This window comes from Chitinophaga sp. RAB17 (assembly GCF_052114225.1).
In the GTDB taxonomy this organism is placed as follows: domain Bacteria; phylum Bacteroidota; class Bacteroidia; order Chitinophagales; family Chitinophagaceae; genus Chitinophaga.
The window spans coordinates 452,606-477,703 of record NZ_JBFREI010000004.1 but is presented as its reverse complement, the minus strand read 5'-3'; the positions used below and the strand labels follow the sequence as shown (position 1 = coordinate 477,703).

The following is a 25,098-nucleotide window of genomic DNA, read 5'->3' as shown; positions in this document are numbered from 1 at the left end:
GTAATCAGGAATCACATGATTTTTTGCGATTGCGGATTTTTTTTTCCTGACGCCGGTAAAACTGATCATTTAGCTCATGCCCGCCAGCTGCCGACTGTTGCTGGCATATGGCCTGAGCAGGCTAATGATCACCTCATTTTCGGCATATGGGATCAGGTATTCCCGGAACGCTTCTACTTCGGTGGTATTCACTTCTGCAGGCATATAGCCCATTCCGTAAAAACGGCCTTTCTCCATGAGGATACAGCTTTTCTCGTTGCTGTGGCGGCCTTTGTCTACAATGATCACAGATGGTTGTTGTTCCTGCAGGAAGGCGATGGCCGCTTTCATGCGTTCATTATAGGTAGCCGGCGCTTCTGCTTTTTCACAGGCGCCCTTACAGGTAGCAGCGGTAATACCGGCACAGGTACCATTACCTTTCTGGAGGAAACACAATTTGGGGCATAGCTCAAATTCCCTGATGAGCGAGCGTAACAACCGGTGTCCGTCTATTAACAGGTTAAAGCTATGCACCGGGTGCGAATACTTCCGTTTCTTTTCTATGGCCAATCTCAGGTAACCCTGCTGGTCTTCGAACAGGTAGAAACCATATCTGAACTCTACTCTTTTCTGGGAATAGTTGAAAACAGGCCACAGGCGCTTGATCTCTACCGACTCCAATATACAGGCCATTAACTCGGTAGCTGTTTCCTGGTGGGTAATGCTATGAATGGTACGTAAAAAATTCTGTCGTTGCCGGCTGGTGCTATTGCCTGTAAAATGGCTGTTGACGCGCTTCTTCAGATCTTTGGCTTTGCCCACGTATACGATCTTTCCTTTCTGATCATGGAAATAGTATACGCCTGGCCGGTCTGGCAGGGACTTCACCTGTTCCGGTGGCAGATTAGGTGGCAGGAACTGTTCCTTGGATCCAACCTTTAAGGCAGCAGCGATCACCTTTTCTTTGTCGTTGGCCAACATCAGACCGAAAAGCTGTGTGGTGGCTTCTGCATCTCCGCCTGCGCGGTGACGGCCATTGACCGGAATACTGAAGTGCCGGCAGATGTTGCCGAGACTATAGGATTTCAGGCCGGGAAATATTTTACGTCCCAGTCTTACCGTACACAGCTTTTTGCATTGCAGATCATAGCCTGCATTACCCAGCTGGTGCTTTATAAAGGAGTAGTCGAAGTTTACATTATGTGCCACAAAGATCCGGTCTTTCAGCAAATCATATAACAGGGGTGCGATCGCTTCAAAGGGCGGCGCTTCCGCTACCATACTATTACTGATACCGGTCAGTGATTCTATGTAATAAGGAATGGGGATACCAGGGTTCACCAGGGTTTGGTAATGCTGTGTGATTTCCTTCCCGTCATACAGGAAAACGGCGATTTCCGTAATACCATTGGCGCTGGCATGGCCGCCTGTCGTTTCTATATCTACAATTGCATACATCCGTTACAAAGATAGGGATTGTTGTTGCTTATTCAAACGCCTTAATCCAAGCAGCGCCAGCAACGTATAAAAAGCGGATAGCCCCAGCAAATGCAGTACAGACGGCACATTATCGGCCAGGGTACCGCCGGTTTGCACAATAGACTGGTACACCCGGAGAAACGGAGTGGTAGGCACCATAGACGAGAGCCATTGCAGCGGCACCGGCAACGACTCATAAGGCCAGGCATAGCCGGCAATAAGAAATACCGGATAGGTAGAAAAAACCATCATCTGTGCAGCCATCAGCTGACTCGGAAACATGCTCCCCAGCCATACTCCCAGCGGTATGAGTGTGAAAAAGAAGATGAAAAATACGACGGCCACATCAAAGGCATGACCCCGGAAAGGGATATGCAATGTGGTATAATTAACTGTCATAAAGAAAAAGGCGTAGCAACAAAAAAGGATCATGTAAAAAAGCCCTTTGCCCCAGAGGGTGGCAGACAAACCACCTCCGCCGGCACCAACCATTTGCGGAATTTGCAATCGCTCTTTATCAAGCGCCATGCTCTCCGCCAGGCCGATCAGTAAAGTCTGTTGCAGTATCAGCGCCAGCAACCCGGGCAACAGGAAAGCACCGTAGCTGGACCGGGGATTATACATAGGGCGGTAATCAAGATTCACCGGCTGAGTCTCCCGCATCGCCATCTGTGAATTCAGTCCCTGCCTTTCATTATATTTTAATCGCACCCCTGCCCCTACTGTGAGTGCCAGTGTGGTTATGGCGCCGGCCAGTTCGCTGGAAGGCAGGAACCGCGCCGCATTTACCGCCAGTACAATATCTCCCTGTTGCAAAGCCAGTACTTTCTTTTGTACACCGTTAGGAATATAGAGAAACCCCTGGCATTCGCCGTAGTACATTTTCTCCTGGGCATCCTTTAAATCCAATGCCCCCACCACTTCCACAATCTGCATTTTAGTGAGCTGCTGCAGAAAAGTACGCGACAATTCACTTTTATCATCATCCGCTACGGCCAGTAATACTTTTTCTTCTACCTTATAACTATATATACTGCCATAGAAAAAAGCATACAGGAGCGGAGCTATCAGCAAAGTGAGTAACAGGCTATGGTCTTTAGCTACCAGCTTTACTTCCCGCAGGAACAACCGGCTAATATGACGAAAAAAATCACTCATGCTGCAATTGGAGTTTATTCAATCTGCGCTGCAGAAACAACAGCGCCACCGGGAATGTGACAATAATATAGATCAGCAACTGCCCTATTTCCTTATGCACGTAGTGCAACGGCAATTGCATAAAGTACACTTTGAAAAATCCATCGAGGAACGGGGTAAAAGGCATCAGCCATGCATAATACTGGTCGTACCAGGGCATGGCCCAGCGGGGAAAAGTAAACCCACTGAATACAAAAGCCGGGGAAGTATAGAACAGGCCCAGATCACAGGACACCATTACATCACTGACGATAGCAGACACCATAAACCCTATACTGATACATCCCAGGATAAGGAGAGTAAAGATGGTGAAAAGCGCCCAGGACCCACCGATCCGCCCACCGGCAAAAACAGGATACACAATACAGGTGACCAGGATATAATGCAACCAGCTTACACTTAAAAATGCGAGTCCTTTTCCCAGCAGGATATTAGATGCGGAGCCGTTGGCCGCTTCCTTCAGCTCCCAGAGCGTACCTCTCTGGCCTTCCAGGTTGATGGCCAATACCGTCACCATGATCATCATCATTTGAAGTGCTACCGCAATAAGACCGGGTACCAGGTACTGCAGGTAGCTGAATTGCGGATTATAGAGCAGGTAAGAATTGAGTTTGATGGGCTGTACCAGCGCCATGGCCTTTCCGGCCGGCATACCGGTTTTCATAAATTTTTGCAGCGTCACCCCGGAACCGGCGGTGATCAACACTTTCGCAGCATCTTTATAAATCAGTTTACCCGTTACCACTGCGGCCGTGTTAGTATACAAGGTGATGTATACCGGTTGCCGGCTCTTGATATGATCATCCATCCGGGCAGGGAAGTGAATAGCTCCCTGGATCACACCCCGCTGCATCATTTCTTCTATGGTAGCTTCATTATGTACCTGTTGAGTAATATGAATACTTTCCGTTTGTTCCAGCATGAAGCTAAACTTGCGCGATAAGGGCGAGTTGGCTTCATCCCAGATGGCGACAGGCATGTCGCGGGCAAACTGGTTGTGGTAAATATATCCGTATAGAAAGCATACCAATGCCGGCAGTACCAGCAATACCAGGTAATGTTCCGGGAGGGTAAGTATGCGCTTCCATTCCCTGATCGTGATATTAATAATGGAACGCAGCATCATGGCAAAATCATAGAGGCCGTCATACCAGGACGCAGTCCCCGGATATCGGCCTGATTGATGGGTTTCAGGTCCACAGTGAAAGTGCGCAGTTCAAACTTGCCCTGATCTTTTACCGGTACCCAGTTAGCGAATGTAAGGGAGGGTGACACCTTGGACACTTCCGCGTCAAAGCTTTCCGGTTCACAGCCTGGTACCCGCATTTTAAATTTAGTGCCCAGGGGAAATGCTTTCATGTCATCCTGCCGGATGTTGTAGGTAATATGATAGGTAGCGGGTTTCTGTATGGTCATCAGCGGATAACCGATGGAAACGATTTCTCCTTCTTCTATCACCATCGAGGTAATGATGCCATCTGATGGCGCGTGGATATAAGTGTTATCCGATAATGCCTTGGTGAGTTCATAGCCCTGCTCCGCCTGTCGCACGATGGCCGCCGCTGTGGTAATGAGTTCTGGTCTGCTGCCTTGTTGCAGCATATCCATATTCAGTTTGGCTGTCTCCATTTCCTTTTTGGCAGCCTGCAGTTTAAAATATACCAGGTCTTTTTCCTGTCCGGAAATGACATCATCATTAAAGAGGTTTTGCATACGCTGATATGTTTTCTGCATCAGCTCATATTGTTGCTGGGTAATGTTATACAGGTTATCGGCGGCTTTGATGGCTTCCGGCCTGGCGCCTTTCTGCAACAGGGTAAGTTGTCCCTTGGCGGCATCTATGGCAGCTTCCGCCTGGTTACGGATCGCATTTATTTCGGTAGATCTGAGCACACCCAGTAATTGTCCTTTGCGGATGGTATCCCCTTGTTTTACCAACAGGCTATCCAACCTGCCGGGAAATTCCGCTGCCACATCTACATAATCTGCATCTACCATACCTATCACTGATTTATCCGGCGCGGCAGGTTTCTTTACAAAAAAGATCAGCGCTATAATTAATATGGCAATGGGAATTAACAGGGCCCAGTAATTTTTTAATACAGCTCTCATGAATTATATCTGTTTATCTGTCAACGTAAGTAGCAAATTGTTCCGGTGTACCAATTACATTCCAGTATTCTGCCAGTGCCAGGTAATAGCCCATCACGGCGGTATAATAGATCTTCTGCATTTCTTCTTCCTGCAGGAGTGCATCGTTTACATCTTTTACGGATGACAGCTGGTTCTGCATCCTGTCCGTTACCAGGGTCGTGGTGGTATGTGCCTGTTGCCTGGCACTATCGAGTGAAGCCACATCATTTTGCAGCGCCTTCATTTTATTCATGGCGATGCGCAGTCTCAGCTCCAGTGTTGTTTTAGTATTGGCCGCCGCCAGTTGAGCTTCTTCTACCAGCATTTTAGACGCCTTGGTGCGTTTGAACTTCTGGAATCCATCGAAGAGGTTCCATTGCATTTCCACGCCAATCAGCCATGGGGGGATGGTAACGGGTAAATCTTTCTGATAAAGATTCAAACTACCAATCGCAAATATGTTGGGCAATGCCAGCGAGCGGGAAGCTTTCAACCCTACATTGGCCAGGTCTGTTTTGTTTTCTACCAGTCGGTAAGTAGGATTGTTTCGCAGCTGCTCCAGCTGACCGGTTTCGGTGACTGGCTTCAATTCATATTGCAGAGTATCGTCAATGAAGATGGGTGTTTCCAGTGGCTGGCCCAGCAGGTTGTTCATCTCCAGCAGGGCATTTTCTTTTTCAAGTCCCAGATTACTATAGCGGTTAGTGGCCTGTACATAGGCTACCCTGGCCCAGTTGAGCAGGTAGGGTGGCAATATCTGGTTATCTTTCAGGGAGGTAGCGTAATCCCTGTTTTTCTTAAATGCTTCCACAATCACCTCCTCATGTGCCATGATGGTATTCAGGTAAAGTATGCGGAGGTACTGCGCGCTGATAGCGAAATACAACCCTTTCTCCACTACCTGCTGATTAAATTGTCCGGCAGCTACCTGTGTACGTGCCAGCTGCTGGGCGGCGGCAATTTTTCCGCCAAGGTATATCGGCTGCCTGAGTGCCAGGGCAGCGGTAAAATAAGATTGTTTGGTGAGCTCAGGATTATAATCCGGATAGAATGTGTTGATGATACCTTTGGTTGCATTATAGATAACATCTTTAACGCTTTGTGGAAGGGGCTGCCCGGTGACCTGCTGAAAAACGGTATTGGCAGTATTTACACTCTGAGCGGAAGAACCGTTTACCACGCCGTCTTTAACCTGCTGCAGATTTATCTCCAGTGGTTTACCCAGGTAATTATACCCTGCAAGTAAATCCACTTTCGGATAATATAACCTGTTTTCAGCCTGCAGCGTATATTCCCGGGCCTGCAGGGATCGTTGTGCCTGCTGGACTAAAGTATTTCCCTGCTTTGCGAGTTGATAACATTGCTTTAAAGTCAGCTGTTGCCCATTTTGCTGCGCCTGTGTATACAGTACGGTCATTAAAGGCAATAAAAACAAGTAGTATCTCATACGGTTTTCTTTTCATCAGGCAGGTCTCCCAAATGACCTTAACACCTCAAAACAATATTTCATGAATAATGTTTGAAGTATTTGAAAAAAATTATACATAATTTGATAATAAAGTACTTACCTTAAAATCCTTATCTTTAATGGCTGCTGTAAATAGTACATCAATTACAGTATTTGATCCATTTAAACCCTGACATTATCACCCGATATTTGTGATACAAAAACATTGAACAATAAGTATAGATGCTTGTTAAGATATAGCCCTGCAGCGATTTTCGAGGCAACAATAATTTTCATTGAATCATTTAAAACTACATTTACTTATGGCAAAACAACAATGGGCAATAGATGCTGACCACAGTGAACTTGGATTCAAAATCCGCCACCTGATGATCACCAATATCAATGGTAAATTCTACAACTTTACGGTGGACGCTGAAACGGAAGAAGAGGATTTTATGACGGCAAAGGTGAAGGTAACGATAGATGTAGATGCTATTTCTACTGGTAGCGAAGACCGCGACAAGCATCTTCGTGCGCCTGATTTCTTTGATGTAAATAAATACCGGAATATCACATTCGAAGCTACTAAGTATGAAAATGTGGACAATGATGGTTCTTATGAATTATATGGAGATCTGACCATCCGTGATGTCACCAAAAATATCAAGCTGGCCGTAGAATTCGGTGGCGTGGTGAAAGACCCCTGGGGCAATACCAAGGCGGGTTTTACGATCAATGGAAAAATCAATCGCAAAGATTTTGGCCTCAACTGGAACGCAGCCACCGAAACAGGCGGCGTACTGGTGGGTGACGATGTGAAGATATACTGCGAAGTGCAGTTGATTAAAAAATAGTGGTTAGCTATTAGCTGTTAGCTGTTAGCTTATCATATGTTGGTAATATAGCGATGAACAGCATATGATAAGCTAAAAGCTAAAAGCTAACCGCTCTAAAAACGGAACTATGAACGAAATAACAGGACTCCATCACATTACTGCTATCTCCGGCAATGCTAAAAAAAATTATGATTTTTATACCCGGGTAATGGGCTTACGTTTTGTCAAAAAGACCGTAAATTTTGATGACCCGCATACTTATCATTTTTATTATGGAGATGAAACCGGTACTCCCGGTACTATCCTTACTTTTTTCCCCTGGGAGGATATTATGGCAGGACGCAGGGGCACTCATATGGCCACTGAAATAGGGTATTCTATACCGGAAGGCAGTATTGATTTCTGGTTAAAAAGACTGGAGAAAGAGAATATTATTTACAATAAACCTTCTTCCAAATTCGGGGAAATATACCTGACTTTTATAGACCCTGATGGTTTGAAAGTAGAACTAACAGTACCGGAAAAACCGGACAGCAGAAAACCCTGGGTGACTACCGAAGTGGATGAAGAAAATGCTACGCGTGGCTTTCACCACGTAACACTTACCCTGGATGATGTGCAGCCTACTGCTGATCTGCTGGTATCTGTATTTGGATATAAACTTGAAAAAAACCACACCAACCGTTACCGTTTCGCCAGCCCTGCCGGTGATACGGCCAACTATATCGATCTGGTAGAAGCCAAAGGCGAACCCCGTGGTCATGTAGCGGGTGGAAGTGTACATCATATTGCCTTCCGGATGAAAGATGATGCTATGCAAATGCATTACCGGGAATTACTGGAGGCACGTGGTTTAGATGCGACGCCGCAGCTGGATCGCAAATACTTCCGGTCTGTTTATTTCAGAGAACCGGGCGGTGTTTTATTTGAGCTGGCTACGGACGTACCGGGGTTCACAGTAGATGAACCGGTAGCAGAACTGGGTACTCACCTGATGCTGCCACCTCAGTACGAAGCACAGCGGGAAGAGATTGTAAAAAGACTGATTAAACTGGATTAATATGGATTTCAGACCAATGCAATATGTATACGAGCCGGTTGGTAACGAGTCTGCCTATACGTTGCTGTTATTACACGGTACTGGTGGAGATGAGCGTGATTTGTTACCGCTGGCAGGATCGTTGGGAAAAGGATTCAATGTAGTGAGTCTGAGAGGCAATGTAGAAGAAAATGGCATGCCCCGTTTCTTTCGCCGTTTAGGCCTGGGCGTATTTGATGAAGAAGATGTACATTTCAGGACACATGAGATGGTGCATTTTCTGAAAGAGCTGGCTGCAACAGAAGGTTTTGATATCAACAAACTAATTGCAGTAGGCTATTCCAACGGCGCCAACATTGCAGGGGCCGCACTAATTTTGTATCCTGAGTTGCTGGCCGGGGCAGTGTTATTTCGCCCTATGCAGCCGCTCAGCGGCCTGGAAGACTCTTTTGAAACCCAGCGGCAGCAACCCGTGTTCATGAGTTCCGGAACAGAAGACGGTATGGTAGACCCGGCCGCTACGGCTGCCTATGCAGCCCTGTTAAGTGCAAATGGATTCCAGGTAAGCGCCTACAATATCAATACAGGTCATAACCTGGTACACCAGGATATTACGTTAGCCGCCGAATGGATGGCCAATCATTTTCAGTAAAAAAAACACATGGACCAGGAAGTTAAAATAAATTTATCCGGGCATCCCTACCAGGTATCAATAGAAGCAAGGGATCATCGCTGGCTGGCAGACGAACCAGAGGAAGCAGGTGGCGGTGACACCGGCCCTCAGCCCGGAGAATTGCTCCTAAGTAGTTTGGGCGCCTGCACCGCAGTAACAGTAAAGATGTATGCTAACCGGAAAAAATGGCCGCTGGATAATGTGGAAGTGGAGCTACGATTCAATAGTGAAGGCAAGCCGGATCCGCTCACTACTGTGATAGATATGGAAGTTCATTTTACCGGCAACCTGACGGAAGAACAGCTGGCCAGGCTATTACAGATAGCCCACTCCTGCCCTGTTCATAAAATACTGAGCAATCCTATTATAGTGAATACAAAAGCTGTTTAACGATGAAAGACATTACCAAACACTACACCAATGGCGACGTCACAATTGTATGGAAGCCAAATGTATGTATCCATTCAGAGGTTTGCTTTCATGGTCTTCCGGCAGTATTTAACCCAAACCAGAAACCCTGGATCAATGCAGCAGCTGCCACTACAGAAGAAATTGTAACGCAGGTAAAGCATTGCCCTTCTGGTGCGCTTACCTATTTCATGAATGCGGAAGTAGCCGCTCAGGGAGGCACAGAACCACAAATTTCTGCGGAAAGCATTGTAGAACCCACGCCCAACGGCCCGCTGCTGGTGTACGGTAATATTGTTGTAAGAGATGCCAACGGCAAAGAAACACATAAAAACAAAGTCACCGCTTTTTGCCGTTGTGGAGGGTCTTCCAACAAACCTTACTGCGATGGTACCCATACTAAAATCAATTTCTCCGACAAATCTTAAAGCACCCGATATGGAGCTCACTATTCAAAACAATACTGCCAAACATCAGTTTGAAACAGTGGTGGATGGACATACTGCACTGATTGCCTATACACTGTTTCCGGGTGGTATCGCCTATGTTCACACAGAAGTACCGCCGGAGCTGGAGGGCAAAGGTATTGCCGGGCAACTGGCTAAATATGTACTGGAATATGCAAGGGAAAATCACCTGAAGGTAAAACCTTATTGCCCTTACGTAAATGCCTATATGAAAAGACATCCGGAGTATAATGATCTCCTGTAAATAATTACGAAATAGGAATTACGAATTACGGATTTGTGAGTAGATAGTAAACCGGAATAATAGCTTTCCGCTTATGTCTACTCACAAATCCGTAATTCGTAATTCCTAATTCGTAATTTCACCAAAACAATCCTCTTTATGCAACTATTAAAATTCATCCAGCAACCCTGGCATTGGTCGTTGTCGGGGCTGTTAATAGGGCTTACGGTGCCGGCGTTGTTGATACTGGGCAATAAGGCCTTTGGTATTTCTTCATCGCTGCGGCATATCTGCGCTGCGTGTTTCCCGGCCAATATTTCATTTTTCAAATACGACTGGAAAAAGGAATCCTGGAATCTCTTCTTTGTAGCGGGTATAATGCTCGGTGGTTTCCTCGCAGGGCATTTCCTGCAGGATGGCAACGACATACAGGTAGCCGCCGCCACACAGGAACGGCTGGCCACTTACGGTGTACATGACTATAGTGCGCTCCTGCCGCCGGAAATATTCAGCTGGTCCAATCTTTTTACCTGGAAAGGATTGATCTTTTTTGTATTCGGTGGCTTCCTGGTAGGTTTTGGTACCCGTTATGCCGGTGGTTGTACTTCCGGGCATTCTATTATGGGCATGTCTAACCTGCAATGGCCTTCCCTGGTAGCTACCTGCTGCTTTATGGCCGGAGGATTTTTCAGCGCCAATGTATTGATCCCTTTTATTTTTAAATGTTTTAATTAAGATGAAGAATATAAAATTTCTGATAGCAGGTATTTTCTTTGGTATAGTGCTGGTGAAAGCGCAGGTGATCAGCTGGTTCCGGATACAGGAAATGTTTCAACTGACTTCTTTTCATATGTATGGCGTTATTGGTACAGCGGTGGTAACAGGTATTATTTCACTGCAGCTGATCAAACGATTCAATATAAAAACAATTGCCGGTGATCCTATTACGGTAGCACCGAAAACATTTAATAAAGGGCAGGTTTTCGGCGGCCTGATATTCGGACTGGGATGGGCTATCACAGGGGCTTGTCCGGGACCACTCTTTGCACAGATTGGCACTGGTTTTACAGTAGTAGTGATTACTTTATTGAGTGCTATTGCAGGCACCTGGGTATATGGTGCGTTGAAATCTAAATTACCTCATTAAAAAAGAAAGCTTCAAGGAGCTGGCCCTTGAAGCTGTAGTTGCAATTCTCTGGATTCACTAATAGTATTTAGTTTATTTTTTCCAACTGTCTTTAATTGCTTTGGCAGAATCCAGGTGTGCCTTTAAAGTAGGCAATGTGTTACGGGCCCATGTTTTCAGGTCATCATCTGTTACATTATCTGACGCCTTTTCAAACTCACTTACTACATTTTCATGGCCATCTACCATCATATCAATGTAGTGCTTGTCAAAGTCCTTTCCTGTTTTCTTAGCCATATCATCGATATGCTTTTTATCATCGGTAGATAATTCTGCTGGCAACGTAATATTCTTCTTCTGTGCCATCGCTTTCAGTTCATCGCCTGCTTTAGTATGATCGTTCACCATCATGGTACCAAAAGCCTTCACTCTTTCACTCTGTGCTTTCTCTTGTGCCAGTTTTCCCATAGCAACTTCTTTCATACCAGCATTAGCTGCATCCACTGCGAACTGGGATGATTTTTCATCTACAGGTTTCACTGTTTCATTAATACTCTGTGCGCTGTCTACCGGCTTTTCCGACTGTGGATTCTTAGCATTATTACCGCAGGACTGCGTCATCCATACTGCTAAAAATGTTGCTGATAAAATCACTAACTTCTTCATTGCTTATTGTTTTGGGTTTGTAATAGGTGTGCTTGTTTACAGGGATAACTTTGCAAAAACGGTACCCGGAAAAGGAGATGCCTTTAAAACGCAATCAGGCCAGGGGTTTCGAAGGATAGTTAAAAGTATAGCGGACACAAAATGCTGTAGACTGTTTTCCCCAGAGCGCGAAAAAAAGCTGGTTATTCAGTTTTCATTCAATGAAAACTGAATAACCAGCTATCTGTAATTAAAAGATGATTATTTTGATTGCGCTATCGAGTAAATAACAACGATCGCTAAAATAATACCCAGGATAAGGCCGACAATCTTTATCCAGCTATATGGACGATCGCCGGTTACTTCACCGGTGCAGGCATTTACTACAAAATGGTACAGCTTTCCATTGTAACGGTAGGCGCTGATCCAAACAGGGAGTAACAGGTATTTTAAACCGAGGTTGTTGTAATCCACATCGTAGTTATCGATACTCTGTTCATCACCGCCGATGTCGTCACGGATTTCTTCCCTGATAACGGGATCCATTCTTTTCTTGGCGATCACCAGTGCCTGTTCAGCATCAGTTTGATAGAGCTCTGCGCGAAAGCCGCTCAGATAACGGCCATCATACTTCTTAAGCTGATCCAGCAGCCAGGGTTCCAGGATCTCCGCCATTTTAAGCGGTAAGGAAGGACTGGCAGACACCAATACATCACGGAAGTTGTTATTCACGCGACCGGAAGCAGGATACCAGGCAGTATGCCGTACCTCTCTGGTCCGGGTAACTGTCTTTCCATCTTCCTCTGTGGTATAGCTTTCCGTGGTGTAGTAATATTCACCCCGTTGTCCGGTATACTCAGTGTCTGTATCCGTATCGTAGCTCCAGTGAGGGATGTAGATACCCTTCAGTTGCTGCGAAGAGCCATCTTTCACCTTCTTTACCATGTCTGAAGGAGCAAACCAGAGTTTACTCATCCATGTCCGGAAATACTGCAATGCCTCGCTGTCTTTCACTGCGAATGGCAATACATAATGCGGTTGCAGAATGGCGGTGGTTTGAGTGGTATCTATCACCAGTGGTGAAGCGCAAAACGGACAGGAATCTGCCGTTACATTGGGCAACATGGTAGTGGAGGCGCCGCAGCTGACACATTTCACCACTACGGCCTGTTGGGTAGCTTCTGTATGGTTTTGCTGCGATGCAATAAATTCATCATAGCTGACAGGTTGAATAGCGGCAGGAAGTGTTTCTTCTTCAATCTGATTCACTGTTCCGCAGTATTCGCATTTCAGGCTATTGGTACCTGGTGCATAATGCAGGATAGATCCACAGTTCTGGCATTTCAGCGAGTTAACTGTTTCGCTTGTTTTTTCCTCAAAAGACATAGGAATATTTTGGGCCCGGATCAGGAAAGTGATGGATTATTTTGTTTCAAAACAATCCATCACTTCATCACCGGATCATTAGTTTTTTTATGGTAATGGTGGAGGTACGGTAGCTAACACCGGTGCGAGTTCAGGTACAGTGCCGGCGGCAGACCAGGCGGCCATACCGGTTTTCCATACCAGTGTTTGTGCATTCAGGCTGCCTGCAGCCGCCAGTTGACGGAGCTGTTCCTGGTCAAAAGGACCACTTTGTTTACCATCTACTGCTACAAAGAAAGGAGCAGCTGTTGGTAATGGTGGAGGTGCACCACCACCGGCATTCGCCTGTTGTTGGTTATTATTCTGGAAGATATTACCTACCTGTCCCATCATCGCTGCGCCCATGCCAGCACCCAGTCCGGCTGCTGCGAGTCCGCCACCGGAAGGATTTTCCGCTGCTTTCTCCATAGCGTTTGCTGCCTGGAACTGAGAATATGCGCCCAGGTTTCCTACAATGCCAATGCTGCTGCGCTTATCCAGTGCGGCTTCTACTTCAGGCGGCAGGGAAACATTTTCAATGAGGAACTTGGTCAGTTCCAGTCCCAGTTCATTGAATTCAGTACCTATCTTACCAGTGATGGCGGTAGATACCTCTTCGTAGTTGGCTGCCAGGTCAAGTACAGGGATTTTGGCCTCAGCAATGGCTTCCATACCGCGGGATACTGCCAGGTTACGTAACTGCTCGTTGATCCCTTCCACAGTAAATTCGGGGTTGGTAGCAGCTACTTCTTTCAGAAAGGCGCCTGCATCTTTTACACGGAAAGCATAACTACCAAAAGCCCGGAGTCTTAATGGCCCGAACTCTGCGTCGCGGAGCATTACCGGGTTCTTGGTTCCCCATTTCTGATTGGTGAACTGACGCATGCTTACAAAGAACACGTCTGCCTTAAAAGGGCTGTTAAAACCATATTTCCATCCCTGCAGCGTGCTCAGTATGGGCATATTTTGTGTAGTAAGCGTATACATGCCGGGTTGAAAAACATCGGCAATCTTACCTTCATTCATAAAAACAGCTACCTGCGACTCCCTCACGGTAAGTTTGGCGTTCATTTTTATTTCATTCTGGTAGCGGGGAAACTTCCACACAATTGTATCTGTGGACGAGTCTGTCCACTCAATAATATCAATAAATTCGTTCCTGAGCTTATCAAAAATTCCCATAGTAACAGGTTTTATAGTCCGTCAAATTTAGAGAATTATTTATTCGAAAAGCTACTTCTGAAAAGTTATAATTTCCCCAAACTTACTTCACGGTTGTTTTCAGCCATTTTTCCAGGAGACCAGGCCAGGCCTCTGCCGCAGGGTTACCCGGACGTAAACCGTATCCATGGCCGCCTTTGGCGTAAAAATGAAGTTCTGCACTGGCTTTGGCATCCCGGAGGGCACCCGCCATTACCAGGGCACTATTGCCATAAGGATCATCAGAAGTAGCAAAAAGAAATATGGGAGGCGTTTCACTGTCTGGTTTCAGCTCCGGTGTCAGGGTTCTGTTTTCCCCTTTATCCAGGTAAGCCGGGTACACAAGAATGCCAAAAGCAGGACGGGCGGACAAACTATCGGCTTTGTCGAACGGCGTGTAAGCATTTACGTTATATAGTGTGGCAGCCCTGGCGGTGAGGCTACCACCAGCAGAAAAGCCCATTAAACCTATCTTGTTGGCCTGCAACTTCCATTCTGCAGCACGACTGCGTACTATCCGGATAGCCCTTTGCGCATCCTGGAGCGCACCGGCTTCTTTCTTAGGCACCCGGTATTGCAAAACAAATGCAGTATACCCCAGTTTATTCAGCCACGCAGCAATTTCATAACCTTCCAGGTTAATAGCGAGGATGCTGTAGCCTCCGCCGGGGCAAATGATAATGCCAACCCCATTATTATTATTTGCAGGCGCCGGAAACACTTCCAGTAAAGGATCAGTTACATCGGTCAACCGTTTTACATTGTTGCTCCCATCTGCAGTTACCTGCGCCATCTGTTTGGCACCAGGTTCTCCCGGTACTGTTCCCGGCCACAGATGAATGGTTTGCTGTTGCGCGCTGATAGCGGTATTAAGTCCTAACATAATGAATAAAATACCTAATTGTTTCATAACTGGAATTTCATGTGATAACAACAAATGTAATAAATGTTATGGCCAGATAAAAGGGCAGCTTTCTTAACAGTGCCAACCAAACCAAAAGGATCTGCATAGCTATTTCAGACACCCGGAGGGCTCATAGAGTAGTGAAAGAGTAGTGAAAGAGTAGTGAAAGAGTAGTGAAAGAGTAGTGAAAGAGTAGTGAAAGAGTAGTAAGAGTGTAGGGAAAGTGTAGTAAGAGTGTAGTAAGAGTGTAATCCAACAGTAGTAGCAATGTAGTGGGACAGTATTGGTAATACGATGCATAGACGAGTCCTAAGTATCTGAGAAGTATCCGAGAAGTATCTGAGAAGTAGTAGTAATGTGCAAAAATCAATGTTTTACCGGACAAATTATCGAAATAGGCCGCGGAGGAAGAATAATTGCACCGGGCCTAGAAGCCCGGTGCTGAAAATCAATGATCGTTATTTATTACACACCTGCAAGGGCGATCATATATTTATTTTACACATTGGAGCCAGGCTTCGGCCATCAGCTGGGCGCCGGCTACACTCGGATGAACGCCATCAGCGGTCCAGTAAACTCCCGGAGCCGATTTTTGAGCTTTATCAAAAACGGATTGATATGGGATGAAGACCGCCTCGTACTTGTCGGCTAAGGCACGGGCGGCTGCACGGTACTCATCAAATGCAGGATACCATTTTTCATCTACGGCTTTCACACCTGTTACTGCAAAAGGCTCTCCAATGATCAGCTGTACATCCGGCAACTGCTCTTTGGTATGCCTCAGTAATTTATCATAATCTTCTTTGTAGGTTTGAATGGTGCCTTTGTAGTTACCATTCAGCGTATGCCAGAAGTCATTTACGCCCACGAGAATACTGAGTACATCCGGCTTAATGACCAGACAGTCGATATCCCAGCGGTCGGCCAGCTGAAATACTTTATTTCCACTGATTCCCTTGTTGTATACTTTCAGATTTTTATCGGCATTCTTAAGTAACAGGTCAGATGCGGCCATCAGCGCATAACCGCCGCCTAATGCAGCACCGGTATTGGGCTGGTCATTATCTCTTTTACGCCCGGCATCAGTAATAGAGTCTCCCTGGAATAACACCACCCCTTCTTTTTTGAGTGTGACTTTTTTGTGTTTTTCTGCGGATACCGCTGCGGATACAATACCTGGAATGCTGATGGCAGCAATACTTCCCAGCGAAATATTCCTGAGAAAATTACGACGGTTAGTTGAATTCATAACGGATCTTAATTAAGTGAAGCATCGCGGCATTATCCGCAATCGCGCCCTTAAACTATAAAAAAGAATTTATATTTTTCAGACAAAAGCACTAAATCCCGTGATGGCCCTTCCCACTATCAGGGAATTAATTTCCTTGGTGCCTTCATACGAGTAAATAGCTTCCGCATCCGCCACAAAACGGGCCACATTGTATTCCAGCAATATCCCGTTACCTCCCATCACTTCGCGGGCACGACTTACCACATCACGGGTTCGCATGGTACAAAATACTTTTGCCAGTGAGGCATGTTCATCTTTTAATTCACCGGCATCCTGGATTTCAGAGAGACGGTAGACCATGGTTTGCATAGCGGTGAGATTGGATAACATTTCTACCAGGTGCCCCTGTATCAATTGAAATGCGGCAATCGGTTTTCCAAATTGCTCACGGGTACGGGTATACGCCAGCGCATTTTCATAGGCCCCACGGGCACAGCCTACTGCTTCCCAGGCAACGCCTGCGCGGGTCATGCGCAGTACCTTGGCGGTATCTTTAAAAGAGTTGGCGTTTTGCAGGCGGTCCGCCTCTGCAATATGACAGTCTGTTAACGTAATCAGTCCGTTTTGTACAATACGCAGGGCCATCTTATCATGGATCTTTTCCACGCTGAAGCCTGGCGTATCTTTCCGCAGCAGAAAACCTTTCACCTGGTTATCATCCAGGTCCCGTGCCCATATCACGATCACGTCTGCAAAGGTGGCGTTGCCAATCCATTTCTTTTGTCCGTTCAGCACCCAGGTATCGCCCGTTCGTTTAGCCGTAGTCGTTAACCCGCCGGCTGTACCGGAACCTACTTCTGGCTCTGTTAAACCAAACGCGCCTATTGTAGTCAGCTGCTGCATACCGGGCAGCCACTCCTGTTTCTGTGCTTCAGAACCCAGCATATAAATAGATCCCATAGCCAGTCCGCTCTGCACCCCAAAAAAGGTAGCCACAGAAGCATCTATCCTGGCCATTTCCATGGCAATAATCCCTTCCATCAGGAAAGACCGGTTAGGACAACCATATCCTTCATAGGTAACACCACAGATATTCAGCTCCCTGAACTTAGGAATGATCTCAAATGGGAATTCTGCTTTCAGCCAGTATTCATTCACAATGGGCTTTATTTCCTTTTCCATGAAAGCCCTCACCTTTAGCTGCAACGCCCGGTCTTCTGCATTCAGCTTGCTTCCCAGATCATAAAAGTCCCCTTCAATAGGCGGCAATGCTTTTTTGGCACCGCGACTGCTGAGCATTTTCATCAACCCGTTCAACTGCGTGTCATCCATATGTGCTACGGACTCCATTACTTTTGGCAGGTCTACTTTTTCGGAGAGTTTCGCCAGCATCGCAAAATCAATACTCTTCAACAGGTGGTAAGCGTTTTTCAGCTTTGAGAAAGTTCCGGACATCTTGCATGGTTTTATATAAAAATACGGAATCACGGGAATTTTGTCTTTACCAGGATTATACTGATTCAGATGATTTTCCAGATTTTTGTTTTGTGATTTCATAAGATAAAAAGATGAGCGAAGATCGATGTGACTATCCTCATCTTTCTTCGCTCATCTTTCTATCGTTTCCAATCCTGAAAAATAAAAATCCGGAAAATCATCTGAATCAGTATAATCCTGGTAAAGACAAACTTCGCGCTTATTACTCTATCACAAAACCTTCTTTCAGTTTAATATCCTCCGAAGAAGCGCCTATCAATACTTCAAACTCACCGGGTTCTACGGTCCAGTTCATGTTACGATCCAGGATAGCCAGATCATCCGGATGTAATATGAATGACACTGTCTTCTTTTCTCCCGGTTCGAGTCCTACCCTTTCAAAACCACGCAGCTGCATCACATAGGTGGTCACACTACTGACCTTATCTTTCAGATAAAGTTGTACTACCTCATCACCTTTTCGTTTACCCGTATTAGTGATATCCACGCTGATATGTATATCGCCCTGGGCAGCTTGTTTTGCGGGTGTTACCACGAGGTTGCTGTAGGCAAATGAAGTATAACTGAGTCCAAATCCGAAAGGAAACAGGGCACCATTTACGCTCGTATTACCGTAACCGTTATTTCCTGAAGACGGCTGTCCTGCATGGGATCCCGGCTTAAAGGGAAAGTTCAGTTCGATTTGTCCGGTTGATTTCGGGAAGGTCACAGGCAAGCGCCCGCCGGGGTTATAGTCGCCGAAAAGTGTTTCTGCAATGGCCGTACCTCCCTGTGGCCCGGGGAACCAGGCTTCGAGGATAGCAGGCAGGTGTTGTTTTTCCCAGTTGATGGTAAGCGGCTGCCCGTTGATCAGTACAGCAATCACCGGCTTGCCGGTGGCGTGCAGGGCCTGTAGCAATTGCAGTTGTCTGCCTGGCAGTGATAAGTCGGTACGGGAAAGGCTTTCTCCTACTCTCTTTTCATCCTCTCCCACTACGGCTATGATTACGTCTGCATTGGCAGCCTTACTAACGGCATCGGCTATACCGGCTTTTTCTGTGGAGTCCAATGGCGTGGGCACCAGCTCAGTGCCAGGCCAGCCCGGATTAATAACATCGCAGCCTTTTGCATATTGAACGGTGATGTGCTTACCGGCATATTGTGTGATGCCTTCGAGTACGGAGGTCACTTTATTATTGGATGGGCCGTAGCGGCTCACAGCATGCGTGGTGGCTGCCGCCAGCGGACCTGTAACGAGGATACGGCGGATTTTTTGTTTATCGAGGGGCAACGTTTGCTCTTCATTTTTCAACAATACCAATGACGCTCTGTTTAGTTGCAGCGCAAAGGCTTCATCGGCAGCGGTATGTACGCCCTTGTCTGCCAGTTTTGCATCTCCATAGGGATGATCAAATAAACCAAGGCGGAATTTCACCCTTAGCACATCGGCTACACGGCTGTCGATTGTTTTCATTGACACCTTCCCTTCCTTCACCAGTTCACGCAGGGGCATAATAAATTGTTCCGGCGGAGTGAAGTTGGTGCGCACGTTCAAACCAGCTTCCACGGATTGTCTTACCGCGTCTTTGTAGTCTGCCGCCACATGGTGTTTGCTGAAAAGATATTCTACCGCTTCGCTATCCGATACTACGTAACCGGTGAAACCATATACTTGTCGCAGCAGTTGTGTTAAAAAGTAATAGCTGCCGGTAACAGGTACGCCGTCCCAGTCATTGTAACTGCTCATTACGCCCATAGGATGGGCTTCTGTGATTACGCGGCGAAATGGATACAGGTATATCTGGTGCATTTCGCGGGGGGCCACATGTGGATCGGTGCGGGCCTCTCCGTCTCGGCCTCCTTTGGGGACGCTGTATACGGCAAAATGTTTCAGGGTAGCGGCTACGCCTTCCTGCTGCACCCCCAGTGTCATTTGTTTGCCCAGTTCTGCCACCAGGAAAGGATCTTCCCCATAACATTCCACAACTCTCCCCCAGCGCGGATCACGGGCAGGGTCCAGTATAGGTACATATACATTCGTATAGCCGAGTAGTTTAGCCTCTCTTCCCACGATATGTCCGGCGCGGCTGACCAGTTCCTTATTCCAGGTGCTGCCAATGCCGATAGGTGCACACAGTGGTGTGGCGCGATCATGACATAATCCGTGTATCCCTTCGTTGGTAAAGTCTACCGGGATGCCCAGGCGGGTTTCTTCAATAAACCAGCGTTGCACCGTATTGATAGCGGTAGCATGTTTACTGTAGGGAAAGGAATATTCGGATTGTGCTTTTTTGTTATATGGCAGACTATTTAATTCCTCGTCAATATTGGCGATGCCATCCTTCCAAACCTGTTGCTTCCATGCCGGGGTGGGCATTTCATCTTTCAGTACGCGGCCATAACCATATAAGGTGGCCATCTGACAGGTTTTCTCCTCTATGGTCATCTGCGACAGCAGGTCTTGTATCCGCTGGTCTATGGGCTGACGGGCATCTTCAAAAATATCCTTCTGGCCATTTTTATTAAAGTCGATCCAGCCATCATGGTAAATGGAAGCTGGTTGCTGAGCGGTAGCTACTGACACAGAAAGTGCAGCCAGTAGTATACCCGTGGAAAGGTGTTTGGTCCGGTATGTGTGCATTCCAGGCGTTGTTTTTAAGTAACAACGCCCAAATTACAAGTCATTGCAATGGATTGCAAAAATAATTTCAAACAGCATCAGAATTGGCTAAAATGATACAAGGGCATAAAAAAAGGGTTGCATAGAACCTCATGCAACCCTGGTTTTAAAAAAAACACAACTAAAAAAAACGAGAACTTCCACAAACATATAGGCATGGCTGTTATGCTCTGATAACGCAGGGAAATGCATTTCCCTCTATCTCTTTTCAAAAAAAAATTATGAATCTGGAATTACGAATTACGAATTCGTAATTTTCAAAAAGATAGTTACTTTCGCAGCGATCATTTCATATATTTAAAATATCGTGAAGGTTAAATGATTACATCACCTTCTTACCAGGCATATAAAGAATTATTTCATTCACAGTATAATGACTTATGTAACTATGCCTATAGCTTCCTAAAGGACGATGCTGCGGCGGAAGATGTGGTACAGGAAACTTTTATCAAGCTATGGGAAAAACACCAGGAGCTGATAGGTATACCTAATATAAAAGCATATCTTTTCCGTGCGGTCCGTAATAACTCTATATCTGCATTACGCAAACTGAACACGGAAGAAGCAGGGAATAAAGGCTTTGAATGGGTAGCAGATATTGCGGAAGATCCTAATGCCAAAGAGATAGAAAATGCCAAACCGTATTATGAGCAACTCATTTATGAAGCCATTGCCAATTTACCTCCGCAATGCAAGGAAGTATTCACCTGTTGCAGGCTAAATGGCATGACACATCAACAAACCGCAGTTAAACTGGGGTTATCAGCCAAAACTGTTGAAAATTATATGGGACGGGCACTTAAACTGTTGCGAAAGTACCTCCATCAATATGGATTACCGATGAGTATCCTGTTTTTATTGAAATTATTTACACCCTGATAGAGGGTAGTCACACTAACGAGCGTTATCTAAGTAGAGCACACTGTAACTATGGAGCATTTTGACACCTACCTGCATGAACTTATAGCTAAAAAGCTATCCGGTCAATGTACTGAAGCAGAATCTGCGGCATTACAGCAATGGCTGGATGCCTCCCCTGAAAATAAGGAGGAATACAATATTCTGTCCAAGTTATGGCAGGACACTACTGCCGCTGTTGGCCCAACACGCCAATACAATACCGCCGCCGCATGGGACAAAACTGCGCAAGCAATACGCCCTCCTGCTTCCCGGATGAAATCACTCTATACAAAATATGCCGCTGCTGCAGCTATATTGCTCCTGCTTACCGCAGGCGCCTGGTGGCTGGAGAGCCGCTCCGCGCTGAAGAAACACGAACTGGCTGCCAACGATGGCAAAATAAAGAGTTTTGAACTCCCTGATAAATCGATGGTCACCCTACGTCAGGGTGCGCGGATCAGGTATCTCAATGGCTATCATCATGAACAACGTATCGTAGAACTGGAAGGGGAAGCTTTTTTTGAGATCGCCAACGATCCCGGACACCCTTTCCTGGTGAAAACACCCAACCAGTCTGTAGTAGAAGTACTGGGAACTTCCTTTACCGTACAAACCGGAAAGGACAGCACGGCCGTTACAGTAGCTTCCGGCAAGGTGAAACTAGGCGTAGAGGGTGATACTGCCGCCGTAATTCTGGGCAGCGGACAAAGAGGTACCTGGGGAAATGGGCAATTATACGCCCGTAATAATAACAATCTGAACTTTATTGCCTGGAAAACAGGGATTTTGCAATTTAATGATGAGTCTCTTCTTGAAATATTGCCACAATTAGCCGACTTTTACGCAAAAGAAATCAGGGTTGATGATCAATACCGTGAAACAGCATCGCAGCAGAAAGCTACGATCACATTCCGGAATCAGTCCTGTGATGATGTTTTGCATGAATTACAACTATTGCTTGGGTTTAAATACCGTCAAGACGGCGACACCATCGTCATCAGCCAGTAGCCTCTTAAATCGATTTTTATACATATTCAGTATCTTCCTGTTTCTCGCGCCGCTGATTCCACTACAGGCACAGAACAGGGAGAATGATTTATTACAGGAATCATATATTCCTCCCTCCAGGCAGGGGACCATTCTCTTTTTCATACAACATATACAAAAGTCAACCGGGATCAATATATCCTATAGCTCCAGCTTCCTGCACCTGAATAAAAAAGTTCAGCTAACAGGAACAGAGCATACAACGGGTGAAGTATTAAGTACCATCTTACAGGGAACCGGCATTCAGGCGGCTGCGTTGAATGGAAAAATATTCCTGCTCCGGGAAAACTCACAGCCTCAGTATTATACCATCAGCGGCTTTGTAAAAGAAATTAATAGTAATGAGCTCATTATCGGGGCATCTGTATACGATCCTATTACCAGGAAGGGTACAGAAACCAATGCCTTCGGCTTTTACAGTCTTCAGGTACCTGACACCTGCCAGGGGATCGTATTTTCGCATATAGGCTATAAACCGGTTTTCCAGCACCTCCCCCCTCCTGACGAAGGGCAGCTGGACATACATATGGACGTCCGTAGTATGTTACAAACCGTAGTGGTAAATGGTGAAAAAGAAACGATGACTTCCCAATCCGGATACATTAATATGCCAGTGACTTATGTATCCAGCTTTCCGTCACTCCTGGGTGAAAAAGATGTGTTGAAGTCCCTGCAGTTGTACACAGGCACCAGCAGTTCCCTGGAAAGCAGCAGTAACCTGCTGATCAGGGGCGGTGGAGCTGATCAGAATCTCTACCTGCTGGATGGCGTTCCACTCTATCATACCGGTCACCTTTTTGGCCTCTTTTCTATTTTCAACGGTGATGCCGTAAAAGACGTGTCCTTATATAAAGACGCTTTCCCTGCCCGTTATGGTGGCCGTCTTTCTTCTGTAGTGGATATCCGTACAAAAGACGGTAATATGAAGGAATGGCATGGGAGTCTGACCCTAAGCCCCGTTTCCGGCAATATGTTGCTGGAAGGTCCGATTGTAAAAGATAAAAGTTCCGTTTCCCTTTCGATACGAAGATCACTGGTAGATGTGTTGTATGGAGCCAGGTATCTGAGCGACTACGGTAAGTATTACCTCTATGATGTAAACTTCAAACTAAACCAGGTTATTGATAATAAAAACAGGCTTTACGTCAGCTTTTATAAGGGTCAGGACAAAATGTTTATCCAAAGCATCCGGCCTATTACAGTGCTGTTTGATGATTACAATTTTGACTGGAGTAATATCACTGCAGCCGTAAAGTGGACCAGGGTAATCAATCCTAAAATATTCACCAACACCATTGCTACCTACAGTCGTTTTTATAATGTATTCACCCAGAATACAATCATTCCCCTTTCCTTCGATGACTCCTCAACAGTAAAGGGTAAGGGCGTTTCCAGGGTCAGAGATATTGCCATCAAAAATGAAACAGAATACAATGTCAGCAACTGGCAACATATTTCTTTCGGTGGCGGTTATACCTACCACAACTTTGCCCCCACCGCATATCATAACAATATTTCTGCGGGAGAAGCCACACAGCGGAAGGCCCCCATTTATTATATGTCCGAGTTCTCTGTTTATGGAGAAGATGAACTCAGCTTGTTGAACGATCGCCTCATAGTCAGGCCCGGGCTGCATTTTGGCGCGCTTGCCCAGAAAACTTCGTTTTACACCAGCCTGCAACCACGCCTCATGGTACGCTGGCAGCTACCAAAGTCGCAATACATACAGTTGTCCTTTGCCAAAATGACCCAGTTCGTGCACCAGTTGACCACACCGGTGATCAATCTGCCTACTGATTTATGGGTACCCAGTACTGAAAACATTAAACCTGAGCAAGCCTTTTCATATGGCCTCTCCTATCAACGGCTGTGGAACAACACATGGCGATTTAATGTAAACGTTTATTACAAACAGCTTAAAAATATTGTTACCACCAATACGGTATTGAATATATTCGATAACTCCGATCTATGGGAGAAAAAAGTCATTGCAGGCAGCGGCTATAATTATGGCAGTGAGTTGCAACTGGAAAAAACACAGGGCAAGCTGACAGGTATTTTTTCCTATACGCTTTCCTGGGCCTGGCGGCAGTTTGACCGGCTGAACGGTGGTAAAATGTTTCCTTATAAAGAAGACCGCCGGCATAATCTTTCCCTCGCACTTAAGTACCGGTTCAATCCGAAATGGAATGTTTCTGCTACCTATAAATTCTCCTCCGGAGCACCATTTACTTTGCCTGTACAAATATTCCCTGACTTTGACTGGAGCCGTAATATCAAGGGTTACCTGGATGAGCGCTATTCGCCCTTCTCCACCTATCAGGTCAATTATCTGCCTTATATATCCAGGTTGAATAATTACCGCTTAAATCCGGTGCATCACCTGGATGTAGGTGCTACACTTAACCTCGGCAATGAAAGGCGTTTCAAGCATGTGATTTCGGCGGGAGTGTATAATATCTACAATCGCAGCAACCCGTTTATCGTAAGCTTTGACCAGTTCTCTTTCTTTGAATATGACGAGGTGTCTTCGCTGCAGTTGTATCAGTACAGTCTATTCAGAGCATTACCTTACCTCAGTTATACTTTCAAATTTTAATC

Annotated in this window: 23 protein-coding genes; 11 read left to right on the top strand and 12 right to left on the bottom strand. The window is 45.9% G+C overall.

Annotated elements, in window-relative coordinates:
- Window positions 1-69 precede the first annotated feature (69 nt).
- The 5 genes from AB4Z08_RS17255 to AB4Z08_RS17235 are packed head-to-tail and all read right to left on the bottom strand — an operon-like array spanning window position 70 to window position 6,235.
- A complete protein-coding gene (locus AB4Z08_RS17255; protein ID WP_441575009.1) occupies window positions 70-1,437 on the bottom strand; it encodes an exonuclease domain-containing protein in 1,368 nt (455 codons plus the stop codon).
- A gap of 3 nt (window positions 1,438-1,440) precedes the next feature.
- Window positions 1,441-2,616: an ABC transporter permease gene (locus AB4Z08_RS17250; protein WP_441575008.1), complete on the bottom strand. Its 1,176-nt coding sequence runs from the start codon at window positions 2,614-2,616 to the stop codon at window positions 1,441-1,443.
- Window positions 2,609-3,781: an ABC transporter permease gene (locus AB4Z08_RS17245; protein ID WP_441575007.1), complete on the bottom strand. Its 1,173-nt coding sequence runs from the start codon at window positions 3,779-3,781 to the stop codon at window positions 2,609-2,611. Before AB4Z08_RS17245 ends, AB4Z08_RS17250 begins: the two co-directional genes overlap by 8 nt.
- A complete protein-coding gene (locus tag AB4Z08_RS17240; RefSeq protein WP_441575006.1) occupies window positions 3,778-4,767 on the bottom strand; it encodes an HlyD family secretion protein in 990 nt (329 codons plus the stop codon). Before AB4Z08_RS17240 ends, AB4Z08_RS17245 begins: the two co-directional genes overlap by 4 nt.
- A gap of 13 nt (window positions 4,768-4,780) precedes the next feature.
- The gene (locus tag AB4Z08_RS17235; protein WP_441575005.1) at window positions 4,781-6,235 is read right to left on the bottom strand and encodes a TolC family protein; all 1,455 of its coding nucleotides are present in this window, start codon (window positions 6,233-6,235) and stop codon (window positions 4,781-4,783) included.
- Between the two features lie 323 nt (window positions 6,236-6,558).
- On the opposite strand from AB4Z08_RS17235, the gene AB4Z08_RS17230 reads away from it, so the two are divergent.
- The 8 genes from AB4Z08_RS17230 to AB4Z08_RS17195 all read left to right on the top strand — a co-directional run bounded on the left by AB4Z08_RS17230 (window position 6,559) and on the right by AB4Z08_RS17195 (window position 11,031).
- Window positions 6,559-7,092: a YceI family protein gene (locus tag AB4Z08_RS17230; protein WP_441575004.1), complete on the top strand. Its 534-nt coding sequence runs from the start codon at window positions 6,559-6,561 to the stop codon at window positions 7,090-7,092.
- A 109-nt stretch (window positions 7,093-7,201) separates the two neighbouring features.
- The gene (locus AB4Z08_RS17225) at window positions 7,202-8,134 is read left to right on the top strand and encodes a ring-cleaving dioxygenase (RefSeq protein ID WP_441575003.1); all 933 of its coding nucleotides are present in this window, start codon (window positions 7,202-7,204) and stop codon (window positions 8,132-8,134) included.
- 1 nt (window position 8,135) lies between these two features.
- A complete protein-coding gene (locus AB4Z08_RS17220; protein ID WP_441575002.1) occupies window positions 8,136-8,765 on the top strand; it encodes an alpha/beta hydrolase in 630 nt (209 codons plus the stop codon).
- 9 nt (window positions 8,766-8,774) lie between these two features.
- A complete protein-coding gene (locus AB4Z08_RS17215) occupies window positions 8,775-9,176 on the top strand; it encodes an OsmC family protein (protein ID WP_441575001.1) in 402 nt (133 codons plus the stop codon).
- A 2-nt stretch (window positions 9,177-9,178) separates the two neighbouring features.
- Complete coding sequence (locus AB4Z08_RS17210; RefSeq protein ID WP_441575000.1) at window positions 9,179-9,622, top strand: (4Fe-4S)-binding protein; 444 nt, start codon at window positions 9,179-9,181, stop codon at window positions 9,620-9,622.
- Window positions 9,623-9,632: 10 nt separating this feature from the next.
- Complete coding sequence (locus tag AB4Z08_RS17205; protein ID WP_441574999.1) at window positions 9,633-9,905, top strand: GNAT family N-acetyltransferase; 273 nt, start codon at window positions 9,633-9,635, stop codon at window positions 9,903-9,905.
- A 138-nt stretch (window positions 9,906-10,043) separates the two neighbouring features.
- On the top strand, window positions 10,044-10,619 hold the full coding sequence (locus tag AB4Z08_RS17200; RefSeq protein WP_441574998.1) for a YeeE/YedE family protein: 576 nt from the start codon (window positions 10,044-10,046) through the stop codon (window positions 10,617-10,619).
- Window position 10,620: 1 nt separating this feature from the next.
- Window positions 10,621-11,031, top strand: coding sequence for a DUF6691 family protein (locus AB4Z08_RS17195; protein WP_441574997.1), 411 nt, complete (start codon window positions 10,621-10,623; stop codon window positions 11,029-11,031).
- Window positions 11,032-11,103: 72 nt separating this feature from the next.
- Here the strand turns inward: AB4Z08_RS17195 and AB4Z08_RS17190 are convergent, their stop codons facing one another.
- The 7 genes from AB4Z08_RS17190 to AB4Z08_RS17160 form a co-directional block, all read right to left on the bottom strand.
- A complete protein-coding gene (locus AB4Z08_RS17190) occupies window positions 11,104-11,676 on the bottom strand; it encodes a DUF4142 domain-containing protein (RefSeq protein WP_441574996.1) in 573 nt (190 codons plus the stop codon).
- A 240-nt stretch (window positions 11,677-11,916) separates the two neighbouring features.
- Window positions 11,917-13,041 (bottom strand): zinc finger domain-containing protein, encoded by a 1,125-nt coding sequence (locus AB4Z08_RS17185; protein ID WP_441574995.1) that lies wholly within the window; start codon window positions 13,039-13,041, stop codon window positions 11,917-11,919.
- A gap of 87 nt (window positions 13,042-13,128) precedes the next feature.
- Window positions 13,129-14,241 carry an SPFH domain-containing protein gene (locus tag AB4Z08_RS17180; protein WP_441574994.1) on the bottom strand — a complete coding sequence of 371 codons (1,113 nt, stop codon included), beginning with the start codon at window positions 14,239-14,241 and terminating at the stop codon, window positions 13,129-13,131.
- 82 nt (window positions 14,242-14,323) lie between these two features.
- Complete coding sequence (locus AB4Z08_RS17175; RefSeq protein WP_441574993.1) at window positions 14,324-15,169, bottom strand: alpha/beta hydrolase; 846 nt, start codon at window positions 15,167-15,169, stop codon at window positions 14,324-14,326.
- 487 nt (window positions 15,170-15,656) lie between these two features.
- Window positions 15,657-16,412 (bottom strand): SGNH/GDSL hydrolase family protein, encoded by a 756-nt coding sequence (locus AB4Z08_RS17170; protein WP_441574992.1) that lies wholly within the window; start codon window positions 16,410-16,412, stop codon window positions 15,657-15,659.
- 78 nt (window positions 16,413-16,490) lie between these two features.
- Window positions 16,491-17,849 carry an acyl-CoA dehydrogenase family protein gene (locus AB4Z08_RS17165; protein WP_441574991.1) on the bottom strand — a complete coding sequence of 453 codons (1,359 nt, stop codon included), beginning with the start codon at window positions 17,847-17,849 and terminating at the stop codon, window positions 16,491-16,493.
- A gap of 244 nt (window positions 17,850-18,093) precedes the next feature.
- Complete coding sequence (locus tag AB4Z08_RS17160; RefSeq protein WP_441574990.1) at window positions 18,094-20,511, bottom strand: glycoside hydrolase family 3 C-terminal domain-containing protein; 2,418 nt, start codon at window positions 20,509-20,511, stop codon at window positions 18,094-18,096.
- A gap of 357 nt (window positions 20,512-20,868) precedes the next feature.
- On the opposite strand from AB4Z08_RS17160, the gene AB4Z08_RS17155 reads away from it, so the two are divergent.
- The 3 genes from AB4Z08_RS17155 to AB4Z08_RS17145 are packed head-to-tail and all read left to right on the top strand — an operon-like array spanning window position 20,869 to window position 25,096.
- Window positions 20,869-21,429 (top strand): RNA polymerase sigma-70 factor, encoded by a 561-nt coding sequence (locus tag AB4Z08_RS17155; RefSeq protein WP_441574989.1) that lies wholly within the window; start codon window positions 20,869-20,871, stop codon window positions 21,427-21,429.
- A gap of 51 nt (window positions 21,430-21,480) precedes the next feature.
- Window positions 21,481-22,458, top strand: coding sequence for a FecR family protein (locus AB4Z08_RS17150; RefSeq protein WP_441574988.1), 978 nt, complete (start codon window positions 21,481-21,483; stop codon window positions 22,456-22,458).
- Window positions 22,409-25,096, top strand: a complete 2,688-nt coding sequence (locus AB4Z08_RS17145) for a carboxypeptidase-like regulatory domain-containing protein (RefSeq protein WP_441574987.1) — start codon at window positions 22,409-22,411, stop codon at window positions 25,094-25,096. Before AB4Z08_RS17150 ends, AB4Z08_RS17145 begins: the two co-directional genes overlap by 50 nt.
- Window positions 25,097-25,098: the final 2 nt, after the last annotated feature.